The sequence below is a fragment of the Pseudomonas sp. 2995-3 genome, from assembly GCF_002742565.1.
GTDB lineage: Bacteria > Pseudomonadota > Gammaproteobacteria > Pseudomonadales > Pseudomonadaceae > Aquipseudomonas > Aquipseudomonas edaphica.
The window spans coordinates 91,462-117,987 of record NZ_LJSB01000178.1; the positions used below are offsets into that span (position 1 = coordinate 91,462).

Annotated in this window: 29 protein-coding genes; 13 read left to right on the top strand and 16 right to left on the bottom strand. The window is 60.7% G+C overall.

Annotated elements, in window-relative coordinates:
- Window positions 1–14: 14 nt before the first annotated feature.
- The 9 genes from ccmI to ccmA all read right to left on the bottom strand — a co-directional run bounded on the left by ccmI (window position 15) and on the right by ccmA (window position 6,953).
- Window positions 15–1,199, bottom strand: a complete 1,185-nt coding sequence (ccmI, locus tag AOA62_RS15060; protein ID WP_099549052.1) for a c-type cytochrome biogenesis protein CcmI — start codon at window positions 1,197–1,199, stop codon at window positions 15–17.
- Window positions 1,192–1,665 carry a cytochrome c-type biogenesis protein gene (locus AOA62_RS15065; protein WP_017136200.1) on the bottom strand — a complete coding sequence of 158 codons (474 nt, stop codon included), beginning with the start codon at window positions 1,663–1,665 and terminating at the stop codon, window positions 1,192–1,194. Before AOA62_RS15065 ends, ccmI begins: the two co-directional genes overlap by 8 nt.
- Complete coding sequence (locus AOA62_RS15070; RefSeq protein ID WP_017136199.1) at window positions 1,662–2,198, bottom strand: DsbE family thiol:disulfide interchange protein; 537 nt, start codon at window positions 2,196–2,198, stop codon at window positions 1,662–1,664. Before AOA62_RS15070 ends, AOA62_RS15065 begins: the two co-directional genes overlap by 4 nt.
- On the bottom strand, window positions 2,195–4,183 hold the full coding sequence (locus AOA62_RS15075) for a heme lyase CcmF/NrfE family subunit (RefSeq protein ID WP_017136198.1): 1,989 nt from the start codon (window positions 4,181–4,183) through the stop codon (window positions 2,195–2,197). The genes AOA62_RS15070 and AOA62_RS15075 overlap by 4 nt, the downstream gene beginning before the upstream one ends.
- Before the next feature lie 3 nt (window positions 4,184–4,186).
- Entirely contained in the window at window positions 4,187–4,642 is a 456-nt protein-coding gene (gene ccmE / locus AOA62_RS15080) for a cytochrome c maturation protein CcmE (RefSeq protein ID WP_099549053.1), read from the bottom strand.
- A complete protein-coding gene (gene ccmD, locus AOA62_RS15085) occupies window positions 4,639–4,815 on the bottom strand; it encodes a heme exporter protein CcmD (RefSeq protein WP_017136196.1) in 177 nt (58 codons plus the stop codon). The genes ccmE and ccmD overlap by 4 nt, the downstream gene beginning before the upstream one ends.
- The gene (locus AOA62_RS15090) at window positions 4,812–5,567 is read right to left on the bottom strand and encodes a heme ABC transporter permease (RefSeq protein ID WP_099549054.1); all 756 of its coding nucleotides are present in this window, start codon (window positions 5,565–5,567) and stop codon (window positions 4,812–4,814) included. Before AOA62_RS15090 ends, ccmD begins: the two co-directional genes overlap by 4 nt.
- Window positions 5,568–5,652: 85 nt before the next feature.
- Window positions 5,653–6,321, bottom strand: coding sequence for a heme exporter protein CcmB (gene ccmB, locus AOA62_RS15095; RefSeq protein ID WP_014717701.1), 669 nt, complete (start codon window positions 6,319–6,321; stop codon window positions 5,653–5,655).
- A complete protein-coding gene (gene ccmA, locus AOA62_RS15100; RefSeq protein WP_099549055.1) occupies window positions 6,318–6,953 on the bottom strand; it encodes a cytochrome c biogenesis heme-transporting ATPase CcmA in 636 nt (211 codons plus the stop codon). Before ccmA ends, ccmB begins: the two co-directional genes overlap by 4 nt.
- A gap of 200 nt (window positions 6,954–7,153) precedes the next feature.
- Between ccmA and AOA62_RS15105 the strand changes: the two genes are divergently transcribed.
- Both AOA62_RS15105 and AOA62_RS15110 read left to right on the top strand, forming a co-directional pair.
- Window positions 7,154–8,731 (top strand): flagellar hook-length control protein FliK, encoded by a 1,578-nt coding sequence (locus AOA62_RS15105; protein WP_099549056.1) that lies wholly within the window; start codon window positions 7,154–7,156, stop codon window positions 8,729–8,731.
- On the top strand, window positions 8,728–9,057 hold the full coding sequence (locus tag AOA62_RS15110; protein WP_099549057.1) for an EscU/YscU/HrcU family type III secretion system export apparatus switch protein: 330 nt from the start codon (window positions 8,728–8,730) through the stop codon (window positions 9,055–9,057). The genes AOA62_RS15105 and AOA62_RS15110 overlap by 4 nt, the downstream gene beginning before the upstream one ends.
- Before the next feature lie 119 nt (window positions 9,058–9,176).
- Here the strand turns inward: AOA62_RS15110 and glp are convergent, their stop codons facing one another.
- Complete coding sequence (glp, locus tag AOA62_RS15115) at window positions 9,177–10,364, bottom strand: gephyrin-like molybdotransferase Glp (protein WP_050547735.1); 1,188 nt, start codon at window positions 10,362–10,364, stop codon at window positions 9,177–9,179.
- A 22-nt stretch (window positions 10,365–10,386) separates the two neighbouring features.
- Window positions 10,387–10,926: a molybdenum cofactor biosynthesis protein B gene (gene moaB, locus AOA62_RS15120; RefSeq protein ID WP_017136189.1), complete on the bottom strand. Its 540-nt coding sequence runs from the start codon at window positions 10,924–10,926 to the stop codon at window positions 10,387–10,389.
- Between the two features lie 76 nt (window positions 10,927–11,002).
- Here moaB and mobA point away from each other — a divergent pair, with 76 nt between their 5' ends.
- Window positions 11,003–11,605: a molybdenum cofactor guanylyltransferase MobA gene (mobA, locus tag AOA62_RS15125; RefSeq protein ID WP_099549058.1), complete on the top strand. Its 603-nt coding sequence runs from the start codon at window positions 11,003–11,005 to the stop codon at window positions 11,603–11,605.
- Between the two features lie 79 nt (window positions 11,606–11,684).
- The gene (locus AOA62_RS15130) at window positions 11,685–11,906 is read left to right on the top strand and encodes a YgdI/YgdR family lipoprotein (protein WP_017136187.1); all 222 of its coding nucleotides are present in this window, start codon (window positions 11,685–11,687) and stop codon (window positions 11,904–11,906) included.
- Window positions 11,907–11,962: 56 nt separating this feature from the next.
- Here the strand turns inward: AOA62_RS15130 and AOA62_RS15135 are convergent, their stop codons facing one another.
- The 3 genes from AOA62_RS15135 to AOA62_RS15145 form a co-directional block, all read right to left on the bottom strand.
- A complete protein-coding gene (locus AOA62_RS15135; RefSeq protein ID WP_099549059.1) occupies window positions 11,963–12,853 on the bottom strand; it encodes a pseudouridine synthase in 891 nt (296 codons plus the stop codon).
- Between the two features lie 71 nt (window positions 12,854–12,924).
- The gene (locus AOA62_RS15140; protein WP_003189932.1) at window positions 12,925–13,260 is read right to left on the bottom strand and encodes a hypothetical protein; all 336 of its coding nucleotides are present in this window, start codon (window positions 13,258–13,260) and stop codon (window positions 12,925–12,927) included.
- 118 nt (window positions 13,261–13,378) lie between these two features.
- A complete protein-coding gene (locus AOA62_RS15145) occupies window positions 13,379–14,290 on the bottom strand; it encodes a LysR family transcriptional regulator (protein ID WP_099549060.1) in 912 nt (303 codons plus the stop codon).
- A 166-nt stretch (window positions 14,291–14,456) separates the two neighbouring features.
- Between AOA62_RS15145 and lysA the strand changes: the two genes are divergently transcribed.
- Window positions 14,457–15,779, top strand: a complete 1,323-nt coding sequence (gene lysA / locus AOA62_RS15150) for a diaminopimelate decarboxylase (protein WP_099549061.1) — start codon at window positions 14,457–14,459, stop codon at window positions 15,777–15,779.
- A gap of 49 nt (window positions 15,780–15,828) precedes the next feature.
- Here the strand turns inward: lysA and AOA62_RS15155 are convergent, their stop codons facing one another.
- Together AOA62_RS15155 and AOA62_RS15160 are read right to left on the bottom strand one after the other, a co-directional pair.
- Window positions 15,829–16,065, bottom strand: a complete 237-nt coding sequence (locus AOA62_RS15155) for a glutaredoxin family protein (RefSeq protein WP_099549062.1) — start codon at window positions 16,063–16,065, stop codon at window positions 15,829–15,831.
- A 90-nt stretch (window positions 16,066–16,155) separates the two neighbouring features.
- Window positions 16,156–17,364, bottom strand: a complete 1,209-nt coding sequence (locus tag AOA62_RS15160; RefSeq protein WP_099549063.1) for an ammonium transporter — start codon at window positions 17,362–17,364, stop codon at window positions 16,156–16,158.
- A gap of 352 nt (window positions 17,365–17,716) precedes the next feature.
- Here AOA62_RS15160 and AOA62_RS15170 point away from each other — a divergent pair, with 352 nt between their 5' ends.
- The 8 genes from AOA62_RS15170 (at window position 17,717) to AOA62_RS15205 (ending at window position 26,504) form a co-directional block, all read left to right on the top strand.
- Window positions 17,717–18,031 (top strand): YqjD family protein, encoded by a 315-nt coding sequence (locus AOA62_RS15170; protein ID WP_017136182.1) that lies wholly within the window; start codon window positions 17,717–17,719, stop codon window positions 18,029–18,031.
- 5 nt (window positions 18,032–18,036) lie between these two features.
- Window positions 18,037–18,426 carry a phage holin family protein gene (locus AOA62_RS15175; RefSeq protein ID WP_017136181.1) on the top strand — a complete coding sequence of 130 codons (390 nt, stop codon included), beginning with the start codon at window positions 18,037–18,039 and terminating at the stop codon, window positions 18,424–18,426.
- Window positions 18,423–18,755 (top strand): hypothetical protein, encoded by a 333-nt coding sequence (locus tag AOA62_RS15180; RefSeq protein ID WP_017136180.1) that lies wholly within the window; start codon window positions 18,423–18,425, stop codon window positions 18,753–18,755. Before AOA62_RS15175 ends, AOA62_RS15180 begins: the two co-directional genes overlap by 4 nt.
- 93 nt (window positions 18,756–18,848) lie before the next feature.
- On the top strand, window positions 18,849–20,012 hold the full coding sequence (locus AOA62_RS15185) for an EAL domain-containing protein (RefSeq protein ID WP_017136179.1): 1,164 nt from the start codon (window positions 18,849–18,851) through the stop codon (window positions 20,010–20,012).
- A 71-nt stretch (window positions 20,013–20,083) separates the two neighbouring features.
- A complete protein-coding gene (locus AOA62_RS15190) occupies window positions 20,084–21,415 on the top strand; it encodes a deoxyguanosinetriphosphate triphosphohydrolase (RefSeq protein WP_017136178.1) in 1,332 nt (443 codons plus the stop codon).
- A gap of 166 nt (window positions 21,416–21,581) precedes the next feature.
- Window positions 21,582–21,977, top strand: a complete 396-nt coding sequence (locus AOA62_RS15195; protein WP_017136177.1) for a response regulator — start codon at window positions 21,582–21,584, stop codon at window positions 21,975–21,977.
- A 256-nt stretch (window positions 21,978–22,233) separates the two neighbouring features.
- Window positions 22,234–22,860, top strand: a complete 627-nt coding sequence (locus AOA62_RS15200; protein WP_017136176.1) for a response regulator transcription factor — start codon at window positions 22,234–22,236, stop codon at window positions 22,858–22,860.
- 8 nt (window positions 22,861–22,868) lie between these two features.
- Complete coding sequence (locus AOA62_RS15205) at window positions 22,869–26,504, top strand: transporter substrate-binding domain-containing protein (protein ID WP_099549064.1); 3,636 nt, start codon at window positions 22,869–22,871, stop codon at window positions 26,502–26,504.
- The last annotated feature ends 22 nt before the right edge of the window (window positions 26,505–26,526 follow it).

Sequence of the window (26,526 nt, forward strand, 5' to 3'; positions counted from 1 at the left end):
GGCGTTTCCTCGATTTACTTGTCCGGAGTGTCAATGGTCAGTTGCTGCAGCGCAGTGGTAGTGCTGGCCAAAGGTTGGCTGCGGCCGATCCACTCGCCAGTGGTCGGCTGACCGGCCCGGGATATGCGCGCAACCAGTTGGACTTCGGGGAAGTTCGACAGTTTCAACTGCGGCATCATTGCGTCCGCATCGCCCAGTTCGACGGTGACCGGCAGTTCAGCCACGGTGACACGCTTGGCTGCCAGCGGCGCAGGCGGGCCGTTTACCGCACGGGCGAAGATGAACACGCTGTCGGTGGGCAGGGCTTTGGCCTTTACCTCAGGTGCCAGGTCCACGCGCACTTTCATCACGGTTTTTGCCGCGACGGTGCCACCGCTTTCCTTGAGCTTCTCGGCCGCGCGGTCGATACCGCCTTGCAGCGCGACACGGGAGTTGTCTTGCGCTGGCAACTGGGCCAACAGGCGGTTCCAGTAATCGATGGCTTCCTGATAACGCTGGCCTTCAAAGGCGGCGATACCCAGCAGGCCAAGGCTGGTGACTTCCTTGGGGTCGAGCTTCAAGGCTTCATCGGTCAGCGCCTGCACCTTGGGCGACCATTGTTTGTTGTCGGCAAAGTACTGCGCCTGGGCCCATTGGCCGAGCAGTTCGGGCTGGCGACCGGCGAGAGCGACGGTGCGCTCGAAGATTTTCGCGGCATCGGCGGAACGGTCCTGAGCCATGTAAGCGCGACCGAGGAAGTACAAGCCTTCCGCCGAGTCCGGCTGGGCGGCGGCGGCGCGCTCCAGGCGGCGGGTCATGTCTTGCATCGACACCGGCGGCTGGGAGAATTCGCGGGTCAGCTCGACCTTGTCGCTCGCCCCGTAATGCAGGTACAGCGCAACGCCCAGGACCGGCACGAGAAACGCCGCCAACAACGGCAGTGGTTTGCCCAGGCGCGATTCACGCGGCTTTTCCACGCCTTCGGTATCAGCCAGCAACTCACGCGCAGCCTCGGCGCGGCCGGTGTCGAGCTGGGCGGCATTCAGCACGCCTTCGTCCTGCTGCACTTGCAGCTCGGCTACGCGTTCCTGGTAGAGCGCCACGTTCAGTGCGGTGCGGTCCTCTTCACGCTGGGCACGGCGGCCGCGCAGTACAGGGATCAACAGAAAACTCAGGGCAATCAGGAGCAGCAACCCTGCTGCGAGCCAAAAATCAATCATCAGTCTTGGTGTCCAGCAATTGGTCGAGGCGTTTGCGTTCATCCGGGGAGAGCGCATCGGAACCATCAGTAGGCGCAGCGCGGCGACGGCGCACGATCACGGCCATCACCACCACGCCGGCCAGCAACAGCCCAGCGGGGCCGAACCAGAGCAACGCAGTCTTGCCGGTAAGGGCCGGTTTGTAGCGCACGAAATCACCGTAGCGGTCGACCATGAAGTCGATGATCTGCTGGTTGTCCTTGCCCTCCCCCAGCATGCGGAAAATCTCTTTGCGCAGGTCGGCGGCGATCGGGGCGTTGGAGTCGGCGATGTCCTGGTTCTGGCACTTGGGGCAGCGCAGTTCCTTGGTCAATTCGCGAAAACGCTCACGGTCACCGTCCTTGGCGAACTCGTAGGTGTCGATGGCCGCATGGGCGACGCCAACCAGTCCAAGTGCAAGAACCGCAGCGGCTAACAGACGCTTCATGGCTTGGCCTCATCGACCAGTGCCTGGTACTTGGCGGCCAGTTGCTCGCGCCAGACCACTTCGTCGATCACGCCAACATACTTGTCGCGGATCACGCCTTTGGCATCGATGAAGAAGGTTTCCGGCGCGCCGTATACACCGAGGTTGAGACCGAGGTTGCCGTCCTCATCGCGGATATCCAACTGGTAGGGGTTATGGAACTCGGCCAGCCACTTCAAGGCGGCAGCATTGTCGTCCTTGTAGTTGATGCCGTAGATCACCACGCCCTGCTCGGCCAGTTTGTTCAGTACCGGGTGTTCAACGCGGCAGGAAATGCACCAGGTGCCCCACACATTGACCAGCGCCGGTTTACCCAGCAGGTCGGCCTGGGTCAGAGTCTTGTCGCCCTGCACCGTCTTCAGGCTGAACGCCGGGAATGGCTTGCCGATCATCGCCGACGGCAACTCGGCTGGGTCCAGGTACAAGCCACGGTATAAAAACACTGCCATCACCAGAAAGGCCGCCAGCGGCAACACCATCAACCAACGCTTCATGCCGCCGCTCCTTGCAGGCCGAGGGCTTCACGCACACGGCTTTTGACCTTGACGCGATAACGCCGGTCCAGCGCGGCCAGCAACCCGCCGAAACCGGTGAGCAAACCGCCGAACCAGATCCAGCGCACAAACGGTTTGACGTGCACGCGCACCGCCCAGGCGCCGTCGCCCAGCGGCTCACCCAATGCCACATAGAGGTCACGGGTGAAACCGGCGTCGATACCCGCTTCAGTCATCATCGAGCTTTGCACGGTGTACAGGCGTTTCTCCGGGTGCAGCACCGCCACTTCCTTGCCGTTGCGCACGACACGAACAGTGCCTTTGTCGGACGTGAAGTTCGGGCCTTCGAAGTGCTTGGCGCCTTCGAAGATGAAGTGGTAACCGGCCAGGTCCATGGACTCACCCGGCGCCAGGCGCAGGTCGCGCTCGGCGCTGTTCTGGCTGGACAGCACCACGCCGAGGGCGCACACGGCGATGCCGATGTGGGCGACTTGCATGCCCCAGTAGCTGCGGGTCAACGTCGGCAAGCCTTTGATCAGGCCTTTGTGACGGGTCTTGTCGAAAATATCGCGCACGCCGGCCAGCAATACCCAGGCAGCCAGCAGGAAAGTGGCAAGCACCGCCCAATTGAAATCGCCGTAGGCGAACCCGGCGATCACTGCCAGGGCCACGCTGCCCAGCAGCACCGGCATCAGCATGCCGGCCAGCCATTTGACCGGCGTGTCTTTCCAGCGCACCAGCACACCAACGGCCATGACCACCATCAACAGGCCCATCAACGGGATAAACAACGCGTTGAAGTACGGCGGGCCGACGGACAGCTTGGCGCCGCTCAAAGCGTCCAGCACCAAGGGGTACAGGGTGCCGAGCAGGATCATCGACGCGGCCACCACCAGCACCAGGTTATTGCCCAGCAGCAGGGTTTCCCGCGACCACAGGTTAAAGCCGACCTGGCTCTTGACCACGGGTGCGCGCAACGCAAACAGGGTCAGCGAGCCGCCGACTACAAACAGCAGGAAGATCAGGATGAACACGCCGCGCTCCGGGTCGGACGCAAACGCATGCACCGAGGTCAGCACGCCCGAACGCACCAGGAAAGTACCCAGCAGGCTGAGGGAAAACGCGGCGATGGCCAGCAACACGGTCCAGCTTTTGAACACGCCGCGTTTTTCGGTAACCGCCAGCGAGTGAATCAGCGCGGTGCCCACCAGCCAGGGCATGAAGGAAGCATTTTCCACCGGGTCCCAGAACCACCAGCCGCCCCAGCCGAGTTCGTAGTAGGCCCACCACGAACCGAGGGTGATACCGATACCGAGGAACGCCCAGGCCACAATGGTCCATGGCCGCGACCAGCGCGCCCAGGCCGCATCGAGGCGCCCGCCGAGCAAGGCGGCGATGGCGAAGGCAAAGGCCACGGAGAAACCGACGTAGCCCATGTAGAGCATCGGCGGGTGCACGATCAGGCCGATGTCTTGCAACAAGGGGTTGAGGTCATGCCCATCCATCGGGATCTGCGGCAGGATGCGCGTGAACGGGTTGGAGGTCATGATCAAAAACAGCAGGAAGCCGATGCTGATCATGCCCATCACCGCCAATACGCGGGCCAGCATGACTTGCGGCAGTTGGCGCGAGAACACCGATACGGCAAAGGTCCAGCCGCCAAGGATCAAGGCCCACAGCAGCAACGAACCTTCGTGGGCGCCCCACACGGCGCTGAACTTGTAGTACCAAGGCAGCGCGCTGTTGGAGTTATTGGCGACATAGGCGACGGAAAAGTCGTCGGTCATAAAGGCGTAGGTCAGGCAGCCAAACGCGAACACCAAAAAGGCAAACTGGCCCCAGGCGGCCGGTTGCGCCAGGCTCATCCACAGGCGGTCGCCGCGCCAGGCACCGAGCAACGGCACCACGGCCTGGACGATGGCGAAGCACAGGGCGAGGATCATCGCCAACTGGCCCAGCTCCGGAATAAACAGTGCGGACGTCATGGCTTAGCCCTCCTTGGCAGGTGCTGGGGCCGATTGGCCGCTGTCTTTCAACGCCTTGGTCACTTCCGGCGGCATGTACTTCTCATCGTGCTTGGCGAGTACTTCGTCGGCCACCACCACGCCGTCGGCGTTGAGCTTGCCCAGGGCGACGATGCCCTGGCCTTCACGGAACAGGTCCGGGAGGATGCCGCGGTAGGTGATGGTCACGGCTTTGTTGAAGTCGGTGACCACAAAGGTCACGTCGAGGGAATCACCGGAGCGCTTCAAGGAGCCCTTCTCGACCATGCCGCCGGCGCGGATGCGCGTGTCGACAGGCGCTTCGCCATTGGCGATCTGGGTCGGGGTGTAGAACAGGTTGATGTTCTGCTGCAAGGCGCTCAGGGCCAGGGTCACGGCAATGCCGACGCCGGCCATGATGGCGAGGATGATCAACAGACGCTTTCTACGCAGCGAATTCACTTATCGGTCTCCCGGCGCAAACGACGCGCCTCTTGTTGCAGGTAACGCTTGCGGGCCAGGATCGGCGCGGCAACGTTGAGGGCCAGCACTGCCAGGCAGATGCCATAGGCCGTCCAGACATACAGGCCGTGATGGCCCATGGCGAGAAATTCACTGAACGAGTTGAAGTTCATCCGCGCGCTTCCAGGCTGTTTTGCACTTCGGTCTTGACCCAACTGGTGCGGGCTTCACGCTTGAGCACTTCGAGGCGCATGCGCATCAGCAGCACGGCGCCGAAGAAGCAGTAGAATCCCAGCACCATCAGCAGCAGCGGCGCCCACATTTCCACGGGCATCGCCGGTTTCTCGGTGAGGGTGAAGGTGGCGCCCTGGTGCAGAGTGTTCCACCACTCCACCGAGTATTTGATGATCGGGATGTTGATTACGCCGACAATCGCCAGCACCGCGCAGGCCTTGGCCGCGCTGTCGCGGTTGCTGATGGCATTGCCCAGGGCGATGAGGCCGAAGTACAGGAACAGCAGGATCAGCATGGAGGTCAGTCGCGCATCCCACACCCACCACGAACCCCAGGTGGGTTTGCCCCAGATCGCGCCGGTGACCAGCGCCACGGCGGTCATCCACGCGCCGATGGGCGCGGCACATTGCAGGGCGACGTCGGCAATTTTCATCTTCCACACCAGGCCGACGACGCCGCACACGGCCAGCATCACGTAGCAGGACTGGGCGAGCATGGCGGCGGGCACGTGGATATAGATGATGCGAAAGCTGTTGCCTTGCTGGTAGTCCGGCGGCGCGAAGGCCAGGCCCCAGACCAGGCCGATGCCGATCAGCAAAATGGCGGCGACGCTCAACCACGGCAGCAATTTGCCGCTGATGCCGTAAAACCATTTGGGCGAGCCGAGCTTGTGAAACCAGGTCCAGTTCATTGCTGTTTCCATCACGGTGGCTGTGCGTCATTGCGCAAAGCTCAGGGTCTTTACTGGCCAAGGCATAACACTTGGCCAGACCTCATTATTCGCCGACGCTGATCTTCAGGCCAGCCGCTATAGCAAAGGGTGTCAGGGTTACCGCCAGGGCGGTCAGGCTGCCAAGCCACAGCAGGTAACCGGTCGCCGGCATGCCCATGAGCGCGGCCTGCAAGGCGCCGCTGCCCAGGATCAACACCGGGATATACAAAGGCAGAATCAGCAGGGCCAGCAACAGGCCACCCCGCTTCAAACCGACGGTCAACGCTGCGCCCACCGCCCCCAACAGGCTGAGCACCGGCGTACCGAGTAACAAGGACAGGAGCAACACCGGCAGGCACTCAACGGGCAAGCCGAGCATCATCGCCAGCAGCGGCGAGAGCAATACTAGCGCCAAGCCGGAAAAAACCCAGTGTGCCAGCACCTTGGCCAGTACCAGAAGTGGCAAGGGGTGCGACGAAAGGACCCACTGTTCGAGGGAACCGTCTTCAAAATCACTGCGAAACAGCCCGTCCAGCGAGAGCAGCACCGATAAAAGCGCGGCTACCCACACCAATCCTGGGGACAAGGTTTGCAACAGTTTAGTCTCGGGGCCGACCGCCAGCGGGAACAACGCGATGACGATGGCGAAGAACACCAAGGGGTTGGCCAATTCGGCCGGGCGGCGGCACAGCAGGCGGGCTTCACGGGCGACTAACAGCGCGAACACACTCATGCCGACCACCGCCCTAAATCCAGCTCGCGGTAACCGGCGGGCCTGCGCACCAGCGTGTGGTGGGTGGTGAGCAGCACCAGGCCGCCCTGCTCGCAGTGCTGGGCCAAGTGTTCTTCGAGTTGGGCGACGCCCTGCTTGTCGAGGGCGGTGAAAGGCTCATCGAGAATCCACAGCGGCGGGCCAGGCAGATACAAACGCGCCAGCGCCACGCGGCGCTGCTGGCCGGCGGACAAGGTGTGGCAAGGGACATCTTCGAAGCCTTTAAGGCCAACAGCGGCCAAGGCTTGCCAGATGGCATCGCGGGGCGCCGGATGATGCAGGGCGCTGAGCCAGCTGAGGTTTTCTTCCGGCGTGAGCACGTCCTTGATGCCGGCGGCGTGGCCGATCCAGATCAGGTTGCGCGCAAGCTCGGTGCGTTGTTCGTTGAGGGGCTTGCCGTTGAGTCGAACCTCACCGGCCGTCGGCTGCATCAACCCGGCCAGCAGGCGCAGCAAACTGGTCTTGCCGCTGCCATTGGGGCCGCTGATCTGAACCATGTCGCCGCCCGCCAGCCGCAGTTCGAGGTGCTCGAACAGCAGGCGCAGGTCGCGTTCACAGGCAAGCGCTACGGCTTCTAGAAGAGGGCTGGTCAAAAGATCGCGGGCCTTTACGGTTCAAGTCGGCGGTGCAGCGGCCGTTATAGAGAAGTGCACAATAACGGCTTTGGCGACCGATTTTAGAGAGCTGGATCAAATAGTTGTGAGGTTTTTACCGCTCTCTTTGCAGACGGGCGGCATTATACATGTGATGCCCTACTCTAAAGAGGGCAATTTCCCCAGAGACGACGCGCACGATGACCGGTGAGATCAACCTTCCTACGCTGCCGCCAGCACCGACGCCCGGGCCTGCCCCGCTGCCGCCGACCGGCGAGTTGTTGAAACTGCTGGAGCCGCAGACCGGCCTGATCGACCCTGGCAAAACCGCGAACGCCGAGGTGATAGCGCTTAAACAAGGCGGCGATGCGTTTCAGCTGTTGCTCAAGTTGACCCTCGAAGGCGGCCGCCAGACATTGGTACAGGCCAGCAGCGCCCAGCCGTTGCCGCTGGGCAGCAACGTGGCGGTGAGCCAGACGCCGACCGGCAACCTGACCATCACCTTGCAGCAAGCCCTGAGCGCCAATGTGGCCGCCCTGACCCGCATCGACACCACGCAACTGCCGGTGGGCACGCTGTTGCAGGCCAAGGTGCTGACCACCCAGATGCTGCCGCAAGGCACCGCGCAACCGGCGATCTATCGCTCATTGGTCAGCGTACTCAATAACGCCCTGGCCGGCACCACGTTGAGTCTGGAAAGCCCGCAGCCGCTGCGGGTCGGCAGCTTGCTCAGCGCCGTGGTGCAAAATGCGCAAACCCTGAATTTCGTGCCGTTGAGCGGGCTGAAGGATCAACTGGCCGTGGCGCAACAGCTGTCGACCCAGCAAAGTCGACAAGGCTCGCTGGATGTGCTGTTCAACGCGCTGCAAAGCCTGCCTACCGATGACACCACCTCCAGCGACCTGCGCGCCGCCGCCGCGCGCTTGCTCAACGCCCTGCCCGACCTGGCTCAAGTCAGCAACCCCAAGGTGCTGGCGCAGTTGGTACAAAGTAGCGGCGTGTTTCTTGAAGCCAAACTGCTGGCCGGGCAAGACCCGCAAGTGCCACCGCTGGACATGAAAGGCAGCCTGCTGCGGCTGGTCGCCGAACTGCTGCCCGCCCTGCCCGCCGCCACTAATCTGAACGCCATCCTCGCCGCCAATACCCTGGCCCAGGTACTGCCCAACTTCGTGCGCAACCCGCTCAGCACCCTCGGCCAGATCGGCGCACGACAAGCCCCGGCGGGCTTTCCGCTGCCGGACCGGCTGATGGCCAAACTTGCAGGCGAAGGCGACCTGGAAAACCTGCTGCGCCTGGCCGCCGGGGCCATTTCCCGGCTGCAAAGCCACCAGTTATCGAGCCTGGAGCAAACCGGCACTACCGCCGATGGCCGCCTGCAAACCACTTGGCAGCTGGAAATCCCCATGCGCACCTTGCAGGACATTGTGCCGTTGCAGGTCAAGTTCCAGCGTGAAGAACCGCCGCCGGACAAGGACCAACCGGAGCGCAAGGACAAGAAAGACCCCAAGCAAATGCTCTGGCGCGTCGAGCTGGCCTTCGACATGGAGCCGCTGGGGCCGTTGCAGGTGCAGGCGCAACTGACCCAGGGCAAATTGTCCAGCCAGCTGTGGGCCTCGCGCCCGTTTACCGCCAGCCTGATCGAAAGCCATTTGGGCAGCTTGCGCGAGCGCCTGGTGACCTCGGGCATCAATGTCGGCGACCTGGACTGCCACCTCGGTACGCCGCCACGTGGGCCACGAACCGGATTGGAGCAACGCTGGGTGGATGAAACCGCATGAAAAACTCCCTTCCGCCACGCCAGGCGATTGCCCTCAAGTACGACGGCCAGCAAGCGCCAACCCTGACGGCCAAGGGCGACGATGCCCTGGCCGAAGCCATTTTGAAGTTGGCGCGGGAAAATGAAGTGCCGATCTATGAGAATGCCGAGCTAGTGAAACTGCTGGCGCGCATGGAATTGGGCGACAGCATCCCGGAGGAGTTGTACCGCACGGTGGCCGAGATTATTGCGTTTGCGTGGACGCTCAAGGGCAAATTCCCGGTGGGCTATGACCCGAATGCCGAGCCGGTGGAGCGGGATGTGACGGCACGTGGGGATGATTACTAGCTACACGCAAATCCAAATGTGGGAGCTTGCTTTGCCTGCGATGGCATCAACCGGGTGTACCTGACACTCCGAGGTGTCTGCATCGCAGGCAAGCCAGCTCCCACAGTCGGTCTCTATTGTCAGTTCAGGACTTCACTCAAGGGAATGAAATTGACGCGGTCGCCAATATCGAGTGTCGTCCCCTCCAACACCTCCACAAACCCTTCGGCCCACGCCGCGCTGCGTAGCACGCCGGAGCTCTGGTTGCGGTAGATAATCGCCCGGCCCTGCTCGATACGCCCGCGCAGGTACTCGCGGCGGTTGCCCGGCTGAGGCCACACGAACCCCACCGGCACTTCGAAGCGCAGCGGCGCCACGTCCTGCACGCCTTGGCGGCGCAGCAGATAGGGCCGGGCCAGCAGCGCAAAGGTCACCAAAGTCGACGCAGGGTTGCCAGGCAGGCCAATCACCGGCACACCGCGAAAGTGCCCGAAGGTCAGCGGTTTGCCTGGTTTGATCGCAAGTTTCCACAGGGCCAGTTCGCCCTCTTCGCGCAGGGCGATGCCGAGAAAGTCCGCCTCGCCGACCGAGACACCGCCGGTGGACAGGATCAGGTCGACACTGCCCAGGCTTGCCAGGCGTGTGCGGGTCTTTTCCAGGTCATCCGGAAGAATCCCGGCATCGATCACTTCACAGCCCATGCGCACAAGCCAGCTGCATAACACACGCCGGTTGCTGTTGTAGATCTGCCCCGGCCCCAGCGGCAGGCCGGGTTCGATCAGTTCATCGCCGGTGGACAGCACGGCCACGCGTACCCGGCGCACCACACTTAAACAGTCATGCCCGAGGGAAGCAGCCAGGCCCAGCTCTATCGGGCCAAGCCGGGTGCCTGCGTTTAGCACCAACTCGCCGACCGTGGTTTCCTGGCCTTGGGGGCGGATGTTCTGGCCGGCCCGCAAGCGCTCGGTGAAGCTCACGCGGTCGTCGGCGTGGACCACGGCGTTTTCCTGCATCTCTACACAATCGGCGCCTTCGGGCACGGGCGCGCCGGTAAAGATGCGCGCGCAAGTGCCGGCCGCCAGTGGCTGCGGTGCCTGGCCGGCGAAGATGCGCTGGCTCACGGGCAGCGGCTCGCCGGTCCAGTCCGACAGGCGCAGGGCGTAACCGTCCATGGCGCTGTTGGGCCAGGGCGGCAGGTCGAGGGTGGAGACCAAATCTTGCGCCAATACGCGGCCATCACACTCGGCCAAGGGCTGCACGTCGTGCTCGCGAATCGGCGTTGCTTCAGCCATGTCCAATAGTTGCTGCAGCGCTTGTTCCACCGGCATCAGTGCACCGGACTTGCCAGGCTTATCCACGGGATTCGCAGGGTTCGGCCTGCTTCAGGTGCGGCACAAAGTTGCACGGGCGGTGGCGGTTATCCAGTTGCTCGGCAAGGATGCCATCCCAACCGGTGCGCACCGCGTTGGTCGAACCCGGCAGGCAACACACCAGCGTGCCATTGGCCAGGCCGGCCAGGGCGCGTGATTGGACGGTGGAGGTGCCGATATCAGCCACGGAGATCTGGCGGAACAGCTCGCCAAAACCATCGACCTGCTTGTCCAGCAGGCAACTGACGGCTTCGGGCGTGCTGTCGCGGCCGGTGAAGCCGGTGCCTCCGGTGATCAGCACCACTTGCACCACGTCTTCGGCGATCCAGTGGGCGACCTGGGCGCGGATTTTGTACAGGTCGTCTTTGAGCAGCACGCGCTCGGCCAGGTTGTGGCCGGCGGCGGCCAGGCGATCGACGAAGACCTGGCCGGAGGTGTCGGTGTCCAGGGTGCGGGTGTCGCTGACAGTCAGCACAGCGATATTGAGGGGTACGAAGGGCGCATCAGCCTTGGCTTTCATGGCTTGGTCCGGTTGTCGAATGAACAGCCCGATGTTATATCACAGGCCCCTATTTGCCTGCCGCTGCGGAACCACCATGTCGCTTGATTCTTCGCCCCTGCCTTGTTCGATCCTGCTGCTGGCCGGCGGCCGTGGCCAACGCATGGGCGGCCAGGACAAAGGCCTGCTGCCCTGGCACGGCCAGCCATTGGTTGCACATTTGCAGCGCCTGACCCGACCGCTGACCGATGACCTGATCATCTCGTGCAACCGCAACCATGAGCAGTACGCGCCCTATGCCGACCAGTTGGTGAGCGACGACAGCCCGGACTTCCCCGGCCCGCTGGCGGGCATCCGCGCGGGCCTGGCCGCCGCGCGCCATGCGCATGTGCTGATACTGCCGTGTGACGTACCCAACATCGACGTGAGACTGTTGGCCGATTTGTGTGAGACGGCACACCGCAACCCGCAGGTGCCGGTAATGGTACGCCATGGCGAGTTCTGGGAACCCTTGATCTGCATCATCCCCACCCACCTCAAAACCCAGGTACAACAGGCATGGGACGCCGGTGAGCGCAGCCCGCGCAAGATATTCCTGCAGTTGGGCGGTGTGGGCCTGGAATGCCAAGCTGACGACCCACGCCTGGCCAATCTGAATACACCCGAGCTGTTGCACCCTGGGTCTGGCGTGTCAGAATGAACCTCGCACAAGGAACTTTGTCGACGCCATGCGCGTCACAAGGTCAGCTATTTAAAAGAATTCTCTTGGAGACAAACTCATGACTCAACGGACCATCGCCGCTCTCATGCTTGCACTGGGCCTCGCCACTCTCGCCGGTTGCGCTTCGCCTACAGTGATCACCCTGAATGACGGTCGCGAAATCCAGGCCGTCGACACCCCTAAATACGACAAGGCTTCGGGCTTCTACGAGTTCGAACAACTTGACGGCAAGCAGACCCGTATCAACAAGGATCAGGTTCGCACCGTTAAAGACCTGTAAGTCTTAAGCGTTTGCCCACAAGGCCCGCCATGTGCGGGCCTTGTCGTTTCTGGCGGTTACCAGTCGAGGGTGATGCGGCTGCGAAAATGGCGTTGTTCACCGGTCACCGGGTCAATAAAGCGCACGCCCTGGGCCAGCAGTTTGAGTGGGTTGGCGTAGTCGTCCTCGGCATCCTTGAGCACATCGGGGTAGAACGGGTCGTTGCAGATACTCGCCCCCAGCGCCGTCATGTGCACCCGCAGCTGGTGCTTCTTGCCGGTCACGGGGAACAGGCCGTAGCGCCACAGATCGCCATTTTTCTCGCGCACTTGCACCGCCGTTTCGGTGTTGCTGGCGCCCGGCCCTTCCTGCATGCGAAAGAACGGCTGGCCATCGACCAGGCGACTTTTATGCACCAGCGGGAAGGTCAGGTCGGGTAAGGCCGGGGCAATGGCTTCGTAGAATTTATCGATGCGCCGTGTGGGAAACAGCTGTTGATACGCCGACCGGGTTTGCGGGTTGGCCGAGAACAGCACCAGCCCCGCCGTGTGCCGATCAATGCGATGCAGGGGCACCAGCGCGGGGTTATCCAGGCGACGAATCAGGCGGCGCAACAGGGTTTGTTCGACGTATTCGCCGGCCGGGGTCACCGGCAGAAAGTGTGGTTTGTCGGCCACCACCAAGTGCTCATCGGCATACAGGATGCTTTCCTGAACCGGGATCACCTTCTCATTCGGCACTTCGCGAAAATAATAAATGCACAGGCCTTCCTTGTAGGCGAGGTCCAGGCTGATTGGCAGGCCATTGATGTCCAAGACGCGGCCACGGGCGACGCGGTCCAGCCAGTGTTCACGGCTGATCGCCGGAAAGTGCTCGCACAGGCAATCGAGCACTGTCGCCCACGGGCCGGGTGGCAGATACAAGGTGCTGGCTTGATGCTGGGACGCAGAGAAAGCGGATGTGGACATGCAATGCTCGAAACCTGGATAAACCGGCAGGCATTATCCCGCATGGAACGCGATTGGGCCTAGGTCGGATCTCAGGCCTTGGCCAATTGCGCTCGCAACACCGGCGAGGCGCTGGCCGCCTCGGTAAATTCCTTGAGCCAGCGCAACACGTCCACCGCTTCCCAGCGGCCGGGATCGTAGAGCGCGTACAACAAGCCCTGGTAACCCACCACGTCCAACTGCTTGTGGTAACCGGCGCGCTGGAACAACGCCTCGATCTCGGCAAAGCAGGTATTGAAATGCACTTTGTTAAACGGCGTCTTGCCTTCCGTGACCAGGCCGTCGAGGCGCAGCTCATTCACCGCGTCGCGCACGACGTCGGCGGACATGCGATTGACGCTGCTTTTCAGTTGTTCAACATTCACCACGGGCGTTCCCTCTATTCAATCGCTGTACAAACATACAGTAACTTAATATTCGGAAACTCGCCATCGCGAAAACGCGCCAGTGCAATCAAGACCACCCGTGCGCGACCAGTGGGCCTGCTCAGAGGTTCTGCAACTGAGCACTTATGCGCTGACAATGGCTGCGCAGCACATCCACAAAGTGAATGACGCTGGACGATTCAGGGCGGTGCAACGGCCGCACGACACTCACACAGTAAGAAATCGAATGGGAAAAACGTCGGATCTGCAAACCTCTGCCTACATAGTCCAGAGCGGTGAGCGGATTGACGATTGCTACGCCCACACCCAGGTTTACGGTCGCACACACAGCGCTGGCGTTATGCGTTTCGACCACCAGCCGTCTCTCAATGCCCGCCTGCTGAAAGATCGCGTCGGTTTTGATCCTGTAGGGGTCATCCGCCGCAAGGTAAACAAAGTTTTGCCCATTGAAGTCCTCTGGCGTGAGGACTGCTTTTGCATTGAGCACATGATGAGAAGGCAATACACACACCACATCAAGGTTTAACAAGGTTTCGCTGTGGGTTCCAGGTGGTGTCTCAAGGGTTTCAGTCAGCCCCAAATGATAACGCTGAGCCGTCAGTGACTCTTCCAGGGCAGGAGATTCCTGCGGCGTGACATTGATGCTGACACCCGGGAACTTAATACAAAAATCCTGGCAGACCTGTGGCAGCAAGGCATTCGAAAACGCAGGCTGGCAGGTCAGCGAAATTTGCCCATGGCGAAAGTGCCGGATGGCCTCAGCGGCGTTCTTGACGCGAGCCAGGCCCACATAGCTGCGCTGAACTTCATCGAAGAGCATCAGGCCATGCTCGGTGGGAATCAGTTTCGCGCCCGCGCGTTTGAACAAGGTCAACTGAGTCAAAGTTTCAAAACGACTCAGCTCGCGGCTGATAGTGGGCTGCGAGGTATGCAGCAATGCCGCGGCAGCGGTCGCACTGCCGGTGGTCATGACCGCCCAGAACACTTCCACATGGCGAAAACTGAAATTCATGAGCACACCCACGCGCTGAATTGAATGGGTCGAACCATATCAGAAATGAATAGATGGCCATCATTTTGATATTTTTTCTTTATTTTTTCGCCATGCACACTTGCATCGTCTGCGCCGAGAAAGTTGTCAGTGCGTTTAGTCGGAGTCATCCAATCGAGGTAGGAAGATGGACCATTTTAATTTTATCAACGGCCATTTACATGTAGAGCAAGTGGATGTAAGTGCCATTGTCGAACAGCACGGCAGCCCTGTTTATCTCTATTCAGCACAGACGCTGAAAAATCACTATGCCGTACTACAAAACGCATTTTCTGCACTGGCGCCTTTGATTTGTTTCTCGGTTAAAAGCTGCAGCAATCTCAGCGTCCTCAAGCTCTTGGTCGACCAAGGATCCGGCCTCGATGTGGTCAGTGGCGGTGAACTGTACCGGGCACTGATGGCAGGCGTGACCGCAGACAAGATAGTGTTCGCGGGTGTCGGCAAGTCCCACGAAGAAATCAGCTATGCCGTTGACGTGGGCGTATTCCTTTTCAATGTGGAGTCCGAGGCAGAGCTGCTGCGCCTGGATGCGGTAGCGTCGGCGGCCGGCAAGCGTGTAAAGGTGGCCATTCGGGTCAATCCGGATGTGGTGGATGCCGGTACCCATGAGAAAACGGCCACTGGCGGCCGCCAGACGAAATTTGGCATACCGATTGAACGCGCCTATGAACTGTTTACCCCAAAGCGTTACGCGAGCGTCGATGTCGTTGGCATCCATATACATCTCGGGTCCCCGATCCCATCGGCCCACACCTACTTGTCTGCCATCGACAAGATTGAAGAAATGGTCAACCGGCTTCAGGCCGCTGACTGCCCGATTGAGTTCATCAATATCGGCGGTGGGTTTCCAGCGCAATACAGCACCGAAAGCAATCCCGTCTGTTCACTGACTGAAACGGGAGCGCATATTTGTGGGCGTCTGCAAGAACTGAAACGTCGTGGTCTGCGCTTCATCATTGAGCCGGGCCGTTCGATCAGCGCGAACGCGGGCGTTTTACTCACCACGGTCGAGTACATCAAACAAGGCTGGGATCGCAAGATTGCGATTGTTGATGCGGGTATGAACGTCCTGCTGCGCCCCACTTTATACGGCGCGAATCACGTCATCTGGCCAACCCGATTTGGCGACTTTTCCGGCCATTGGACGGCGTTGAGCGAGAGCGTCCGTGAGGCGGGAGCCGCGCCTCTGGAAGAGGTCGACATTGTTGGCCCCATTTGTGAAACCGGCGATCACTTCGCATTAGGCCGGCCCTTGCCCGTACTGGAAGACGCAAGCTTGTTGGCGATTTTCTCATGTGGCGCTTATGGGATGAGCATGGCCAGCCAATACAACTCCCGAGGGCGCCCACCAGAAGTGCTGGTGGAGGGAGCACACGCCAAATTGATACGGCGGCGCGAAACCCACGATGACTTGATCGCGCATGAGCGCTGCGGTCTGGAGAACACTTAAAACGCTTGAACAACCAAAGCCTGGTGGTCGGCAAGCCACCGGGTTCGCGCTATTTAAGGAAGTTGACCACCTGTTCGCTCTCGAACGGCCAATCCAGCTCCGCCCCTGTATCGGCGCGCCGAAGCACCGGGATGCGCAGTCCGTAAACTTCAATGAGGTCGTCGGGGTCAGTGATATCCACCAACTCCACCAGCAACCCGCCCTCGACGAGCGGCATGATTTCGGCTTCAGCAAGCTCACAGAGATGGCAACCCAGGGTGCCGAACAACTGGCATTCAGGAAGCATGGCGAATGGACTCGATCAAAAACAGGCAACCATTCTAAGCCCACCCACCTGACTGTGGCGAGCGGGCCAGCCGGTTGCCAGGCAGCCGATTCAATCCTGGCTGACCGCGCCAATCTTGTGGATCGACAGGTCCGCGCCGTAATACTCCTGCTCCTGGCTCAAGCGCAGCCCGTGTACGCGCTTGATCACGCCGTATACCAGCAAGCCGCCGCCCAATGCCACGGCCACGCCCAGCGCGGTGCCGATCAACTGGCTGATCAGGCTGACGCCGCCCAGGCCACCGAATGCGGTCTGGCCAAAGATCCCGCAGGCAATGCCGCCCCACACACCACACAGGCCATGCAGCGGCCATACGCCCAGCACGTCGTCGATCTTCCAGAGATCCTGGGCGGCGATAAAGCACCACACGAACAGCCCACCCGCGACCACACCGGTGACCAGCGCGCCCACCGGGTGCATCAGGTCGGAGCCGGCGCAAATCGCCACCAGCCCTGCCAGCGGGCCGTTGTGCAGGAAGCCAGGGTCATTGCGGCCGATCACCAAGGCTGCGACCGTACCGCCGACCATCGCCATCAGTGAGTTGACGGCGACAAGGCCGCTGACACCGTTGAGGGTTTGCGCGCTCATCACGTTAAAGCCGAACCAGCCGACGATCAGAATCCACGAACCCAACGCCAGGAACGGAATGCTCGAAGGCGCAAACGCGACCAGCCGCCCTTCCCTGTAGCGCCCGTTGCGCGGGCCCAACAGCAGCACCGCCGCCAGCGCCAGCCAGCCGCCCATGGCGTGCACCACCACGGAGCCGGCAAAGTCATGGAAGCTGGCGCCAAAGCGCGCGAGCAACCAGGCTTGCAGGCCAAAATTGCCGTTCCACACCATGCCTTCGAAAAACGGGTAGATAAACGCCACGATCAGCGCGGTGGCACACAGCTGCGGGGCGAACTTGGCGCGTTCGGCAATGCCGCCGGAAATGATCGCCGGGATCGCTGCCGCGAAGGTCAACAGAAAGAAGAACTTCACCAGGCCATAGCCGTGATCGGCGCTGATCACCGCCGCCGGCTGCATAAAGCTCACGCCATAGGAGATCCAATAGCCTATAAAGAAATAAGCCAGGGTCGAGATGGCGAAGTCACTGAGGATTTTCGACAGGGCGTTGACCTGGTTTTTCTGGCGCACGGTGCCGACTTCCAGGAACGCGAAGCCGGCGTGCATGGCCAAGACCATGACCGCACCAATCAGGATAAACAGGGTATTGGAGCTGTGGACGAGGGTGTCCACTGCGCTTTGCAAATTTTCCATGGAGGTTGGCAGGCCTGCATTCAAGGCAAAAAGCACCAAACCGGTTCAAGCCAGGGTTGCGCGCACTAAATTGGCACCAACGGCACCGCCCCTCTTGAGAGGGCGTGAACCGCTTTAGCGCAGCGATCAACACAATGGGCCGTTGCCGACAGGGTTTTTCCGCGAGTTTGTGTGATTTAGGGTAAGGTTTTTCCAGGCATTGGCCTCGATCCGCCCCGACTCGGCGCAAGCCCCAGGGCCTGCGCACCAAGGCAAAGCAAAAGCTGTACCAGACAATTGAAGTGAACCTTCACCGAAACCGGTGACTCGAAACCACACGTACCAAACAGATCAGCCAATCACGGAGATACCCATGGCCAGAAGAACTGCAAAGACTGCTCAAGAAATACTGATGGCGGATTTCCAAACCCTGGTCAGTGACACCGAAAAGTTGCTCGACGATACCGCCGTGCTGGCCGGTGACCAGGCCGATGAGCTGCGCAGCAAGATTCACGAAAGCCTGCTCAAAGCCCGTGAAACCCTGCAACTGACCGAAGATTCCCTGCGTGAACGCGGCCAGGCGGCGGTCACGGCCACCGAAGATTACGTGCAGGCCAACCCTTGGCAGTCTGTAGGCATTGCCGCCGGCGTGGGCTTTTTGATCGGTCTGCTGGCTACAAGGCGCTAACTATCATGTCTATCGGCGAAACCGGCTCGTCCACGGGCACCAGTTCCACTTCACGACGCCTGGGCGCAGCCGTTCTGGGCTTGCTGCACAGCCACGTCGAATTATTTGGCATCGAGTTGCAGGAACAGAAGGCCCGCACCGTGAGCCTGCTGCTGTTTGCAGGCTTGGCGCTGGTGTTTGCGCTGTTATTGCTGGTGGGGTTGTCGACGTTGGTGATGATTCTGGTGTGGGACACCGGCTATCGTCTCACCGGGATTATCTGCCTTTGCGTGTTCTACAGCCTGGCCGCGGCCTTCTGCGGGGTGCGCTTGAAAGCGGCGGTGTTCGATGAGTCCACGCCCTTCCACGCCACCCTTGAAGAGTTGGCCAATGATCGGGAGCGCCTGCTGCCATGAGCATGACTGAAATCCCGCAAAACACCTCGCGCCGGGAAATGCGCAAGGCGTTGATTCGCCTGCGCATGGAAATGCATCGCCAGGAGATCCGTCACGAGTCCCAGCAACTGATGGCGCCGTTGAACAAAATGCGCGACATGCGCCACAACTGGCAAGACAGCCTGGGCATCAAGCACGCGCCGCTGTGGGGCGTGGCGGCGGTGACCCTGATGGGCTTTTTCACCGGCAAGGGCGCCAAGGGCGGCGGCATCAGCAGCCTGACGCGCCTGGTGCGGCTGGGTGCCGGTTTGATCCCGCTGATCAAATTGGCCATGCAGCGTAAAGGCTGAAGCTGGCTGGCTGCATTCTTGCAAACAGAATCGGCCCGGCCCTCGTCACTGAGGGCCGGGCCTTTTTTTCGCCAGCTCTCTTAAGGAGGCCCCGTGATCGACGGGCAACCGCTCGCCTGTTTCCAGCCATTCATCGACACCGCCACCGGGCGCATTGCCGGCGTCGAGGCCCTGGGCCGCTTGCGTCAGGCCGATGGTCACTTGCAGTCGGTAGGCCCGCTGTTTGCCGACCCACGCACACCGGGTGTGGCCCTGCGCCGTCTGGACCGGCAGATCCGCGAAAACGCCTTGAGCCGCCTGCATGAAGCCCCCGCCGACTGGTTTCTGAGCCTGAATATCTCACCGCGCTGGATCAACCGCCTGCGCCCTGGCCAAGCCTTGCCCAGCCTGAAACAAGTGCAGGCCCACAATGTCGATCCGCGGCGCATTGTGTTTGAAATCACCGAGCTGGGCGGCGACATCCAGCGCCTGGCCGAGGTGGTCGCACGCTATCGCGACGCTGGCGCACGCATCGCCATCGATGACTTCGGTGCCGGCTATTCGCAACTCGACCGCGTACTGGCGCTGCAGCCGGATATTCTCAAGCTCGACATGCGCCTGTTCCAGGAAGCCGCCAAAGGCGGGCCGAGCAGTGACGTGGTGCGGGCACTGGCGCAAATGGCCGAAAAAACCGGCTGCTGGATCATCGCCGAGGGCGTGGAAACCGAGGCGCAACTGAATTTTGCCCTGGAGTGCGGCGCACGTTATGTGCAGGGCTATCTGTTTGCCCAGGCCCAACTGGACTGGTTTGCGGCCGATGCGTTCGTCGCGCGCTTTGCCCAACTGCGCGGGGTTTACGTGCAACACAAACTCGCCGAGCGTGGCCGTGTGATGCAGTTGCGCGTGCAATTGGCCGAGCTGATGAGCATCCTCCAACGCTGGGCACAGGCCCGCGCGCCGCTCGATCAACTGCCCCAATTGCCGGACTTTCCATGGCTGCTGCGCTTTTACCAGTGCGACCGCCATGGCACCCAGCTGACGCCCAACTTCGAGTGGCGCCAGGATGCCTGGCAAGCCGACAGCCGCTACCTGGGCCACAACTGGTCATGGCGGCCATATTTCTATTACCTGCTCGCTGAAGGCTGGGAGGAGCGGCGCCTGACCCTGTCGTCGACCTACCGCGATGCCACTACCAACCAATACTGCCTCACCGCCGGGCAGTTCTTCGATAACGGTCAGCGCTTGCTGTTAATCGATATCGATGCGGCCGGCCTGTAGATTTTTGCTTGCCGATGCCGCGCTGAACCGGGAAGCTGGGAGGGTCATTCACCGCACGGAGAGTAACCGCCTTGGATTGGCCCACCCTGCTTACCCGCGAACGTCTTGGAAAACCCCTGCACAGCCCGGAAGAACTCGGCCGTAGCCCGTTCCACAAAGACCACGATCGGATTATTTTCTCCGGCGCGTTCCGCCGCCTGGGCCGCAAGACTCAAGTGCACCCGGTGTCCAGTAACGACCATATCCATACACGTCTGACCCATTCCCTGGAAGTCAGCTGCGTCGGCCGCTCCCTTGGCATGCGTGTCGGCGAAACCTTGCGCAGCGCCCTGCCCGACTGGTGCGAGCCAAGCGACCTGGGCATGGTGGTGCAATCGGCTTGCCTGGCCCATGACATCGGCAACCCGCCGTTCGGGCACTCGGGTGAAGATGCCATTCGCCACTGGTTCCAACAGGCGGCCGGACGCGGCTGGCTGGATGACATGAGCAGTGCCGAACGCAACGACTTCCTCAATTTCGAAGGCAATGCCCAAGGTTTCAGGGTGCTTACCCAGCTGGAGTACCACCAGTTCGACGGCGGCACACGGCTGACCTACGCCACCCTCGGCACTTACCTGAAGTACCCCTGGACCGCCCGCCACGCGGATTCGTTGGGCTACAAGAAGCATAAGTTCGGTTGTTATCAGAGCGAGTTGCCGATCCTTGAACAGATCGCCCACAAGCTCGGCCTGCCCCAGCTGGAAGAGCAACGCTGGGCCCGTCACCCGCTGGTCTACCTGATGGAGGCGGCCGACGATATCTGCTACGCCTTGATCGACCTCGAAGACGGCCTGGAAATGGAGCTGCTCGAATATGCCGAAGTCGAGTCGCTGCTGCTCGACCTGGTGGGTGATGATTTGCCCCAGACCTACCGGCAACTGGGCCCGCAGGATTCACGCCGGCGCAAGCTGGCGATCCTGCGCGGCAAGGCCATCGAGCACCTGACCAATGCGGCGGCACGCGCCTTCGTCGAGCAGCAGGACGCATTGCTCGCCGGCACACTGCCGGGCGACCTGGTGGAACACATGCACGGCCCGGCCAAGCGCTGTGTACTGGACGCCAAGGACATGGCGCGCAAGAAAATCTTCCAGGACAAACGCAAGACCCTGCACGAGATCGGCGCCTACACCACCCTGGAAATCCTGCTGAACGCGTTTTGCGGTGCCGCCCTGGAGCAGCATGGCGGGCGCACGCCGTCGTTCAAGAACCGACGCATCCTTGACTTGCTGGGCAACAGCGCGCCGAACCCAGCCTGGTCGCTGCACGCTTCGTTTCTGCGCATGATCGACTTTATCGCCGGCATGACCGACAGCTACGCCACCGAAATGGCACGGGAGATGACCGGGCGATCCAGCCCACAGTAAAACCTTAGGTTATGCCGCCTGCGTCCCGTACAGACTTTACCTACGACGGGAACAGAGCGGCCTGATCGAATTCGCACATCGGCTCGAGGAATAATCGCGCACGCTTCTTGCGAACCTGACACGCAATTCCTACGTCACGCCCCTCTGACTGAGCCATGTGCCTTCTATGCCCATACCCCGTCTTCGAATCCTATTGGTGGAGGATCATCCCTTTCAACTCCTGGCCACGCAGTGCCTGCTCAAAAGCTTCGGTTTCGAACAACTGACCCTTGCGGAAAATGCCGAGCAGGCGATCCGCTCGATGTCTTGCGCCACCCGCCCCTTTGACTTGATGCTGTGCGATCAATGCCTGCCTGACCTGCCTGGGCTGGAACTGGTAGACATTGCCAGCCGCCAACACTTCATCACCGGCGCAATCCTGTTGAGCGGGCTGCCCGCAACAGAGTTGTCCAACCTGACACTCCAGGCCCGGCGGCGCGGGCTGCCCCTGCTTGGTTATTTATTGAAGCCCCTGAATAAAGATGCACTGACAGAGTTGATTGCGCCACTGCTCTCGTTATAACTGTAGGACTATAAACACCGTTCACCGGTAAACAATCGCCGCAAAACCATCGCCGAATCCCTGGCACGGCTCCAAGGCTTACTGATCCAACTATTACTTACATCCGACGACGCAAAGCCTTATCGAACCGTAGGTCGTTACCTTTTATTATGTAGGAATTCTCCTGTTTTATATCTACTCCCCCCAACGCTCGTCCTCCTCCCTCTTCTTCTGAGCTAATGTGCCCGCTTTATTTGCACTTGCATGGAATATGATTATGAACACGGTTTTTATCATTGATGATCACCCGGTTATCAGGCTGGCGATTCGCATGTTGCTGGAACACGAAGGTTATAAAATCGTTGGCGAAACGGACAACGGTTGTGACGCGATACAAATGGTTCGCGAATGCCTGCCCGACCTGATCATCCTGGACATCAGTATTCCAAAACTCGACGGCCTCGAAGTGCTCTGCCGATTCAACGCGATGAACACCTCGATGAAAACCCTGATCCTGACGGCCCAGAGCCCGACGTTGTTTGCCACCCGCTGCATGCGCTCGGGCGCAGACGGCTATGTGTGCAAGGAAGGCGACCTGAGCGAACTGCTGAGTGCCATTCGTGCGGTACTGTCTGGCTACAACTACTTCCCCAGCCAGGCACTCAATTCCAATGGCGCCGACAGCAAGGACGCACTGGAACTTGAATTATTCAAGGCCGTGAACGACCGGGAACTGATGGTGCTGCAACTTTTTGCACAAGGTCGTACAAACAAAGAAATCGCCAAAGGTATGTTTCTAAGTAACAAGACAGTAAGTACCTACAAAAAAAGGCTGATGCAAAAACTTAAAGCCAAGTCCTTGGTAGAACTTATCGAGATGGCAAAACGAAACGCGCTAGTGTGAGAAAGCGGATGCCAAGGCGTATAAAGGACTATCTGATTATATTATTGGCCGGCCTGTGCTTGAGCACTACCGTGCCCGCGGCCCCTCAAATCGGACCGGAACACTTCACCTTATTGAGCCGCGCGGGTACCGTTCAACTCGATATTCAGCTGGATAAGACCCAGCGCCAGTGGCTAATGTACAAACGTGAGCTGGTACTGGGCACCTCGGCACCCGACTATCCGCCCTTCGACCTCACCTCCAGCGGTCGCGACTATGAAGGCCTGACCGCCGATTACGCAGGGCTGCTGGCCAAAGCCATGGCCCTGCCCGTCAAGGTATTGCGTTATCCGACACGAGACGCCGCGATCCATGCGCTGGAAACCGGGGAAATCGACCTGCTGGGCTCATCCAATGGCTTTGAGGCCGCCAACCCGAAACTCATCCTGTCGCAGCCGTATGCGGTGGACCAGCCCGTACTGGTGACCCGCGAAGGTGAAACGCGCAGTTTAAGCGATGGTCTGGCCGGCCTGCGCTTGAGCCTTGTTTATCACTACCTGCCGCTGAACGAAGTGGAAAAGTTATACCCGCAGGCGGATATCCGCGCCTTTCCTTCCTATCAAAACGCGCTCAATGCCGTGGCGTTCGATCAGGCGGATGTGTTTCTGGGGGACACTATTTCCACCCATTACATGATCAACAAGGGCTACCTCAAAAATATCCACATGGCCAACTTCGGCAAGCATGAAGCCTATGGGTTCAGCTTCGCCTTGCGTCACGATCAGGAGGTTCTACAGAGCATCGTCGACGCGGTGCTGACGGCCGTCCCCGTTAATGAACGAGACAGCATTGCCAAGCGCTGGAGCGCCGGCAGCGACATCTTGCTGACCGACAAGAAACTGCAACTGACCCAGCGTGAAGAGCGCTGGCTCAAAGATCACCCGGTGGTAAAAGTCGTGGTCAATGAGACGTTCGCGCCGCTGACGTTCTTCGATGCCGACGGCAACTTTCGCGGTATTACCGCCGACCTGCTGGAACTGATCCGCCTGCGCACCGGCCTGCGTTTTGAAATACAGCGCAGTCGCGAAGTCAGCACGATGATCGAGCAGCTCACCACGGGTAAAGCCGATATCATCGGGGCCATCGTCCCCAGCACCGAACGCGAGGTTCAGCTCAGCTTCAGCCGCCCGTACCTGGAAAACTCCTACGTCCTGCTGACCCGCAAGGAGCCCGACGCGGCCACAAACCTGGAGCAGATGGCAGGCAAGCGCCTGGCAATCACCCTCGGTAACCCCCTGGAAAAAACCTTGCAAGAGAACTTCCCACAGATTCGCCTGGTGGAAGTCAGCGATACCTTCAAGGCCTCGGAAATGCTGGCTCAGGGAAGCGTGGACGGGGCAGTGAACTCACTGGTCATCGCCAACTATTTCCTGGCCTCCCAGGTGTTCCAGGACAAACTGCAGATCAGCGCCAGCATTGGCACGCTGCCCGCCACCTTCGCCCTGGCCACGCCGCGCGGTGCCGTCGAACTGAGCTCAATCCTGGACAAGGCGCTGCTGAGCATTGCCCCGGACGAAATGGGCGTGATCAACAGCCGCTGGCGCGGTTACACGCCAGCCTCGGACAGTTACTGGCGCAATTACCACCAACTGATTGCGCAAATCATCATTGGCACCGGGTTGCTGCTGCTGATTTCCCTGACCTGGAACGCCTACATGCGCCGCCAGATCAAGCACCGCAAAATGGCCGAGCGCGCCCTCAATGACCAGTTCGAGTTCATGCGCGCACTGGTCAATGAAACACCGCACCCAATCTATGTGCGTGATCGCAAGGGCCTGTTGCAGACCTGCAATGACAGCTACCTGCAAGTGTTCGGGGTCAAACGCGAAGAGGTCATCGGCAAGAGTGTGGTGCAAATGGACATGGCCCTGGCGCCTGAAGCCGCGCAGTACCATGCCGACTACCAACGGGTGGTGGTGGAAGGCACGCCATTGATCCTCGATCGCACCCTGCACATTCACGGCAAAAAACTCACGATCTACCACTGGATCCTGCCCTATCGCGACTCGGACGGCGAAGTCCAGGGCATCATCGGTGGCTGGATCGATATCAGTGACCGGCGCCAACTGTTCGACGAGTTGCGCACTGCCAAGGAACGCGCCGACGAGGCGAACCGCGCCAAAAGCACCTTCCTCGCCACCATGAGCCATGAAATCCGCACGCCGATGAATGCCGTGATCGGGATGTTGGAACTGACGCTCAAACGCGCCGATCAGGGCCATCTCGACCGTCCGGCTATCGAAGTGGCCTACAACTCGGCCAAGGACCTGCTGGAACTGATCGGCGATATCCTCGACATTGCACGTATCGAATCCGGCCGCCTGAGCCTGGCTCCCGAGCGCGTGAACCTGCGCGAAGTGATCGAATCGGTGGTGCGCGTCTTCGATGGCCTGGCCCGCCAGAAAACCCTCAGCCTGTTACTCGAATTCGACCCCAACCTCGACAACACCGCCGTGCTGATAGACCCGCTGCGCTTCAAGCAGGTGCTGTCCAACCTGGTCAGCAACGCGATCAAGTTCACCGAGCGCGGGCAGGTGAAGATCAAGGTGCAGGTGCAAGCCACCGAGCAGCCCCAAGAGGTGCAGATGAAGCTGGTGGTCGAGGACACAGGCATCGGCATCAGCCGGGACGACCAATTGCGCCTGTTCGAACCCTTTGCCCAGGCGGACAACTCCGGGCACCTGGCCAGGAGCGGAGCGGGCCTGGGGCTGGTGATCTGTCGCAGCCTGTGCGAGATGATGGGTGGGCAACTGAGCCTGAGCAGCGTGCCAATGGTGGGCACTCAAGTGCAGGTCAGCCTGAAGATGACCTGCCTCAAGCCCATTGAAGCGCTGGACGAGCTCAAGTCTCAGGCGCCGACAGCCGCGGCGGTGCTCAATGTGCTGGTAGTGGACGACCACCCGGCGAACCGTTTGCTGATGTGCCAGCAATTAGGTTACCTCGGGCACCAGTTCACGGCAGCCCAACATGGCGCCGCCGGGTTTCAGGCCTGGCGCCAGGAGCACTTCGACCTGGTGATTGCCGATTGCAACATGCCCATCATGAATGGCTATGAGCTGAGCCGTTCGATCCGTGAATACGAGCAGCGAGAACAGCAGGTGCCCTGCGTAATCCTCGGTTTCACCGCCAATGCCCAACCCGAGGAGAAACTTCGCTGTGCGCAGGCGGGCATGAATGACTGCCTGTTCAAGCCCATCAGCCTCACTGCACTGGAGCAGCAACTGGCGCAGATCAAACCCCGATCCAGCGGCCAGCGGCTGGAACTCGATTGCCTGGACGCACTGACCGGAGGCGACCCGCAGTTGAGCCAGCGTTTGCTTGCGCAACTGTTAAGCAGCAGCCGTCAGGACCGCGAGGACCTGGTGGCCTTGATGGCCCGCCAGGCAGCGCCCCAGGCGATCATTGAGCAAGCCCACAAGATCAAGGGCGCCGCGCGCATCGTCCAGGCAAGTGCATTGGCCGCGCAATGCGAAGCACTGGAGCTGGCCTGCGCCCGCAACGAGGAGCGCCCCACGATAGACATGGGGGTCAAGGCCCTGGAAAAACTCATGCTGGAGCTGGAGAGGACGTTGCAAGTGCAGCTGCATAAGCTGGACAGCCAATAACGGCGGCCGACCCTCTCCTGCG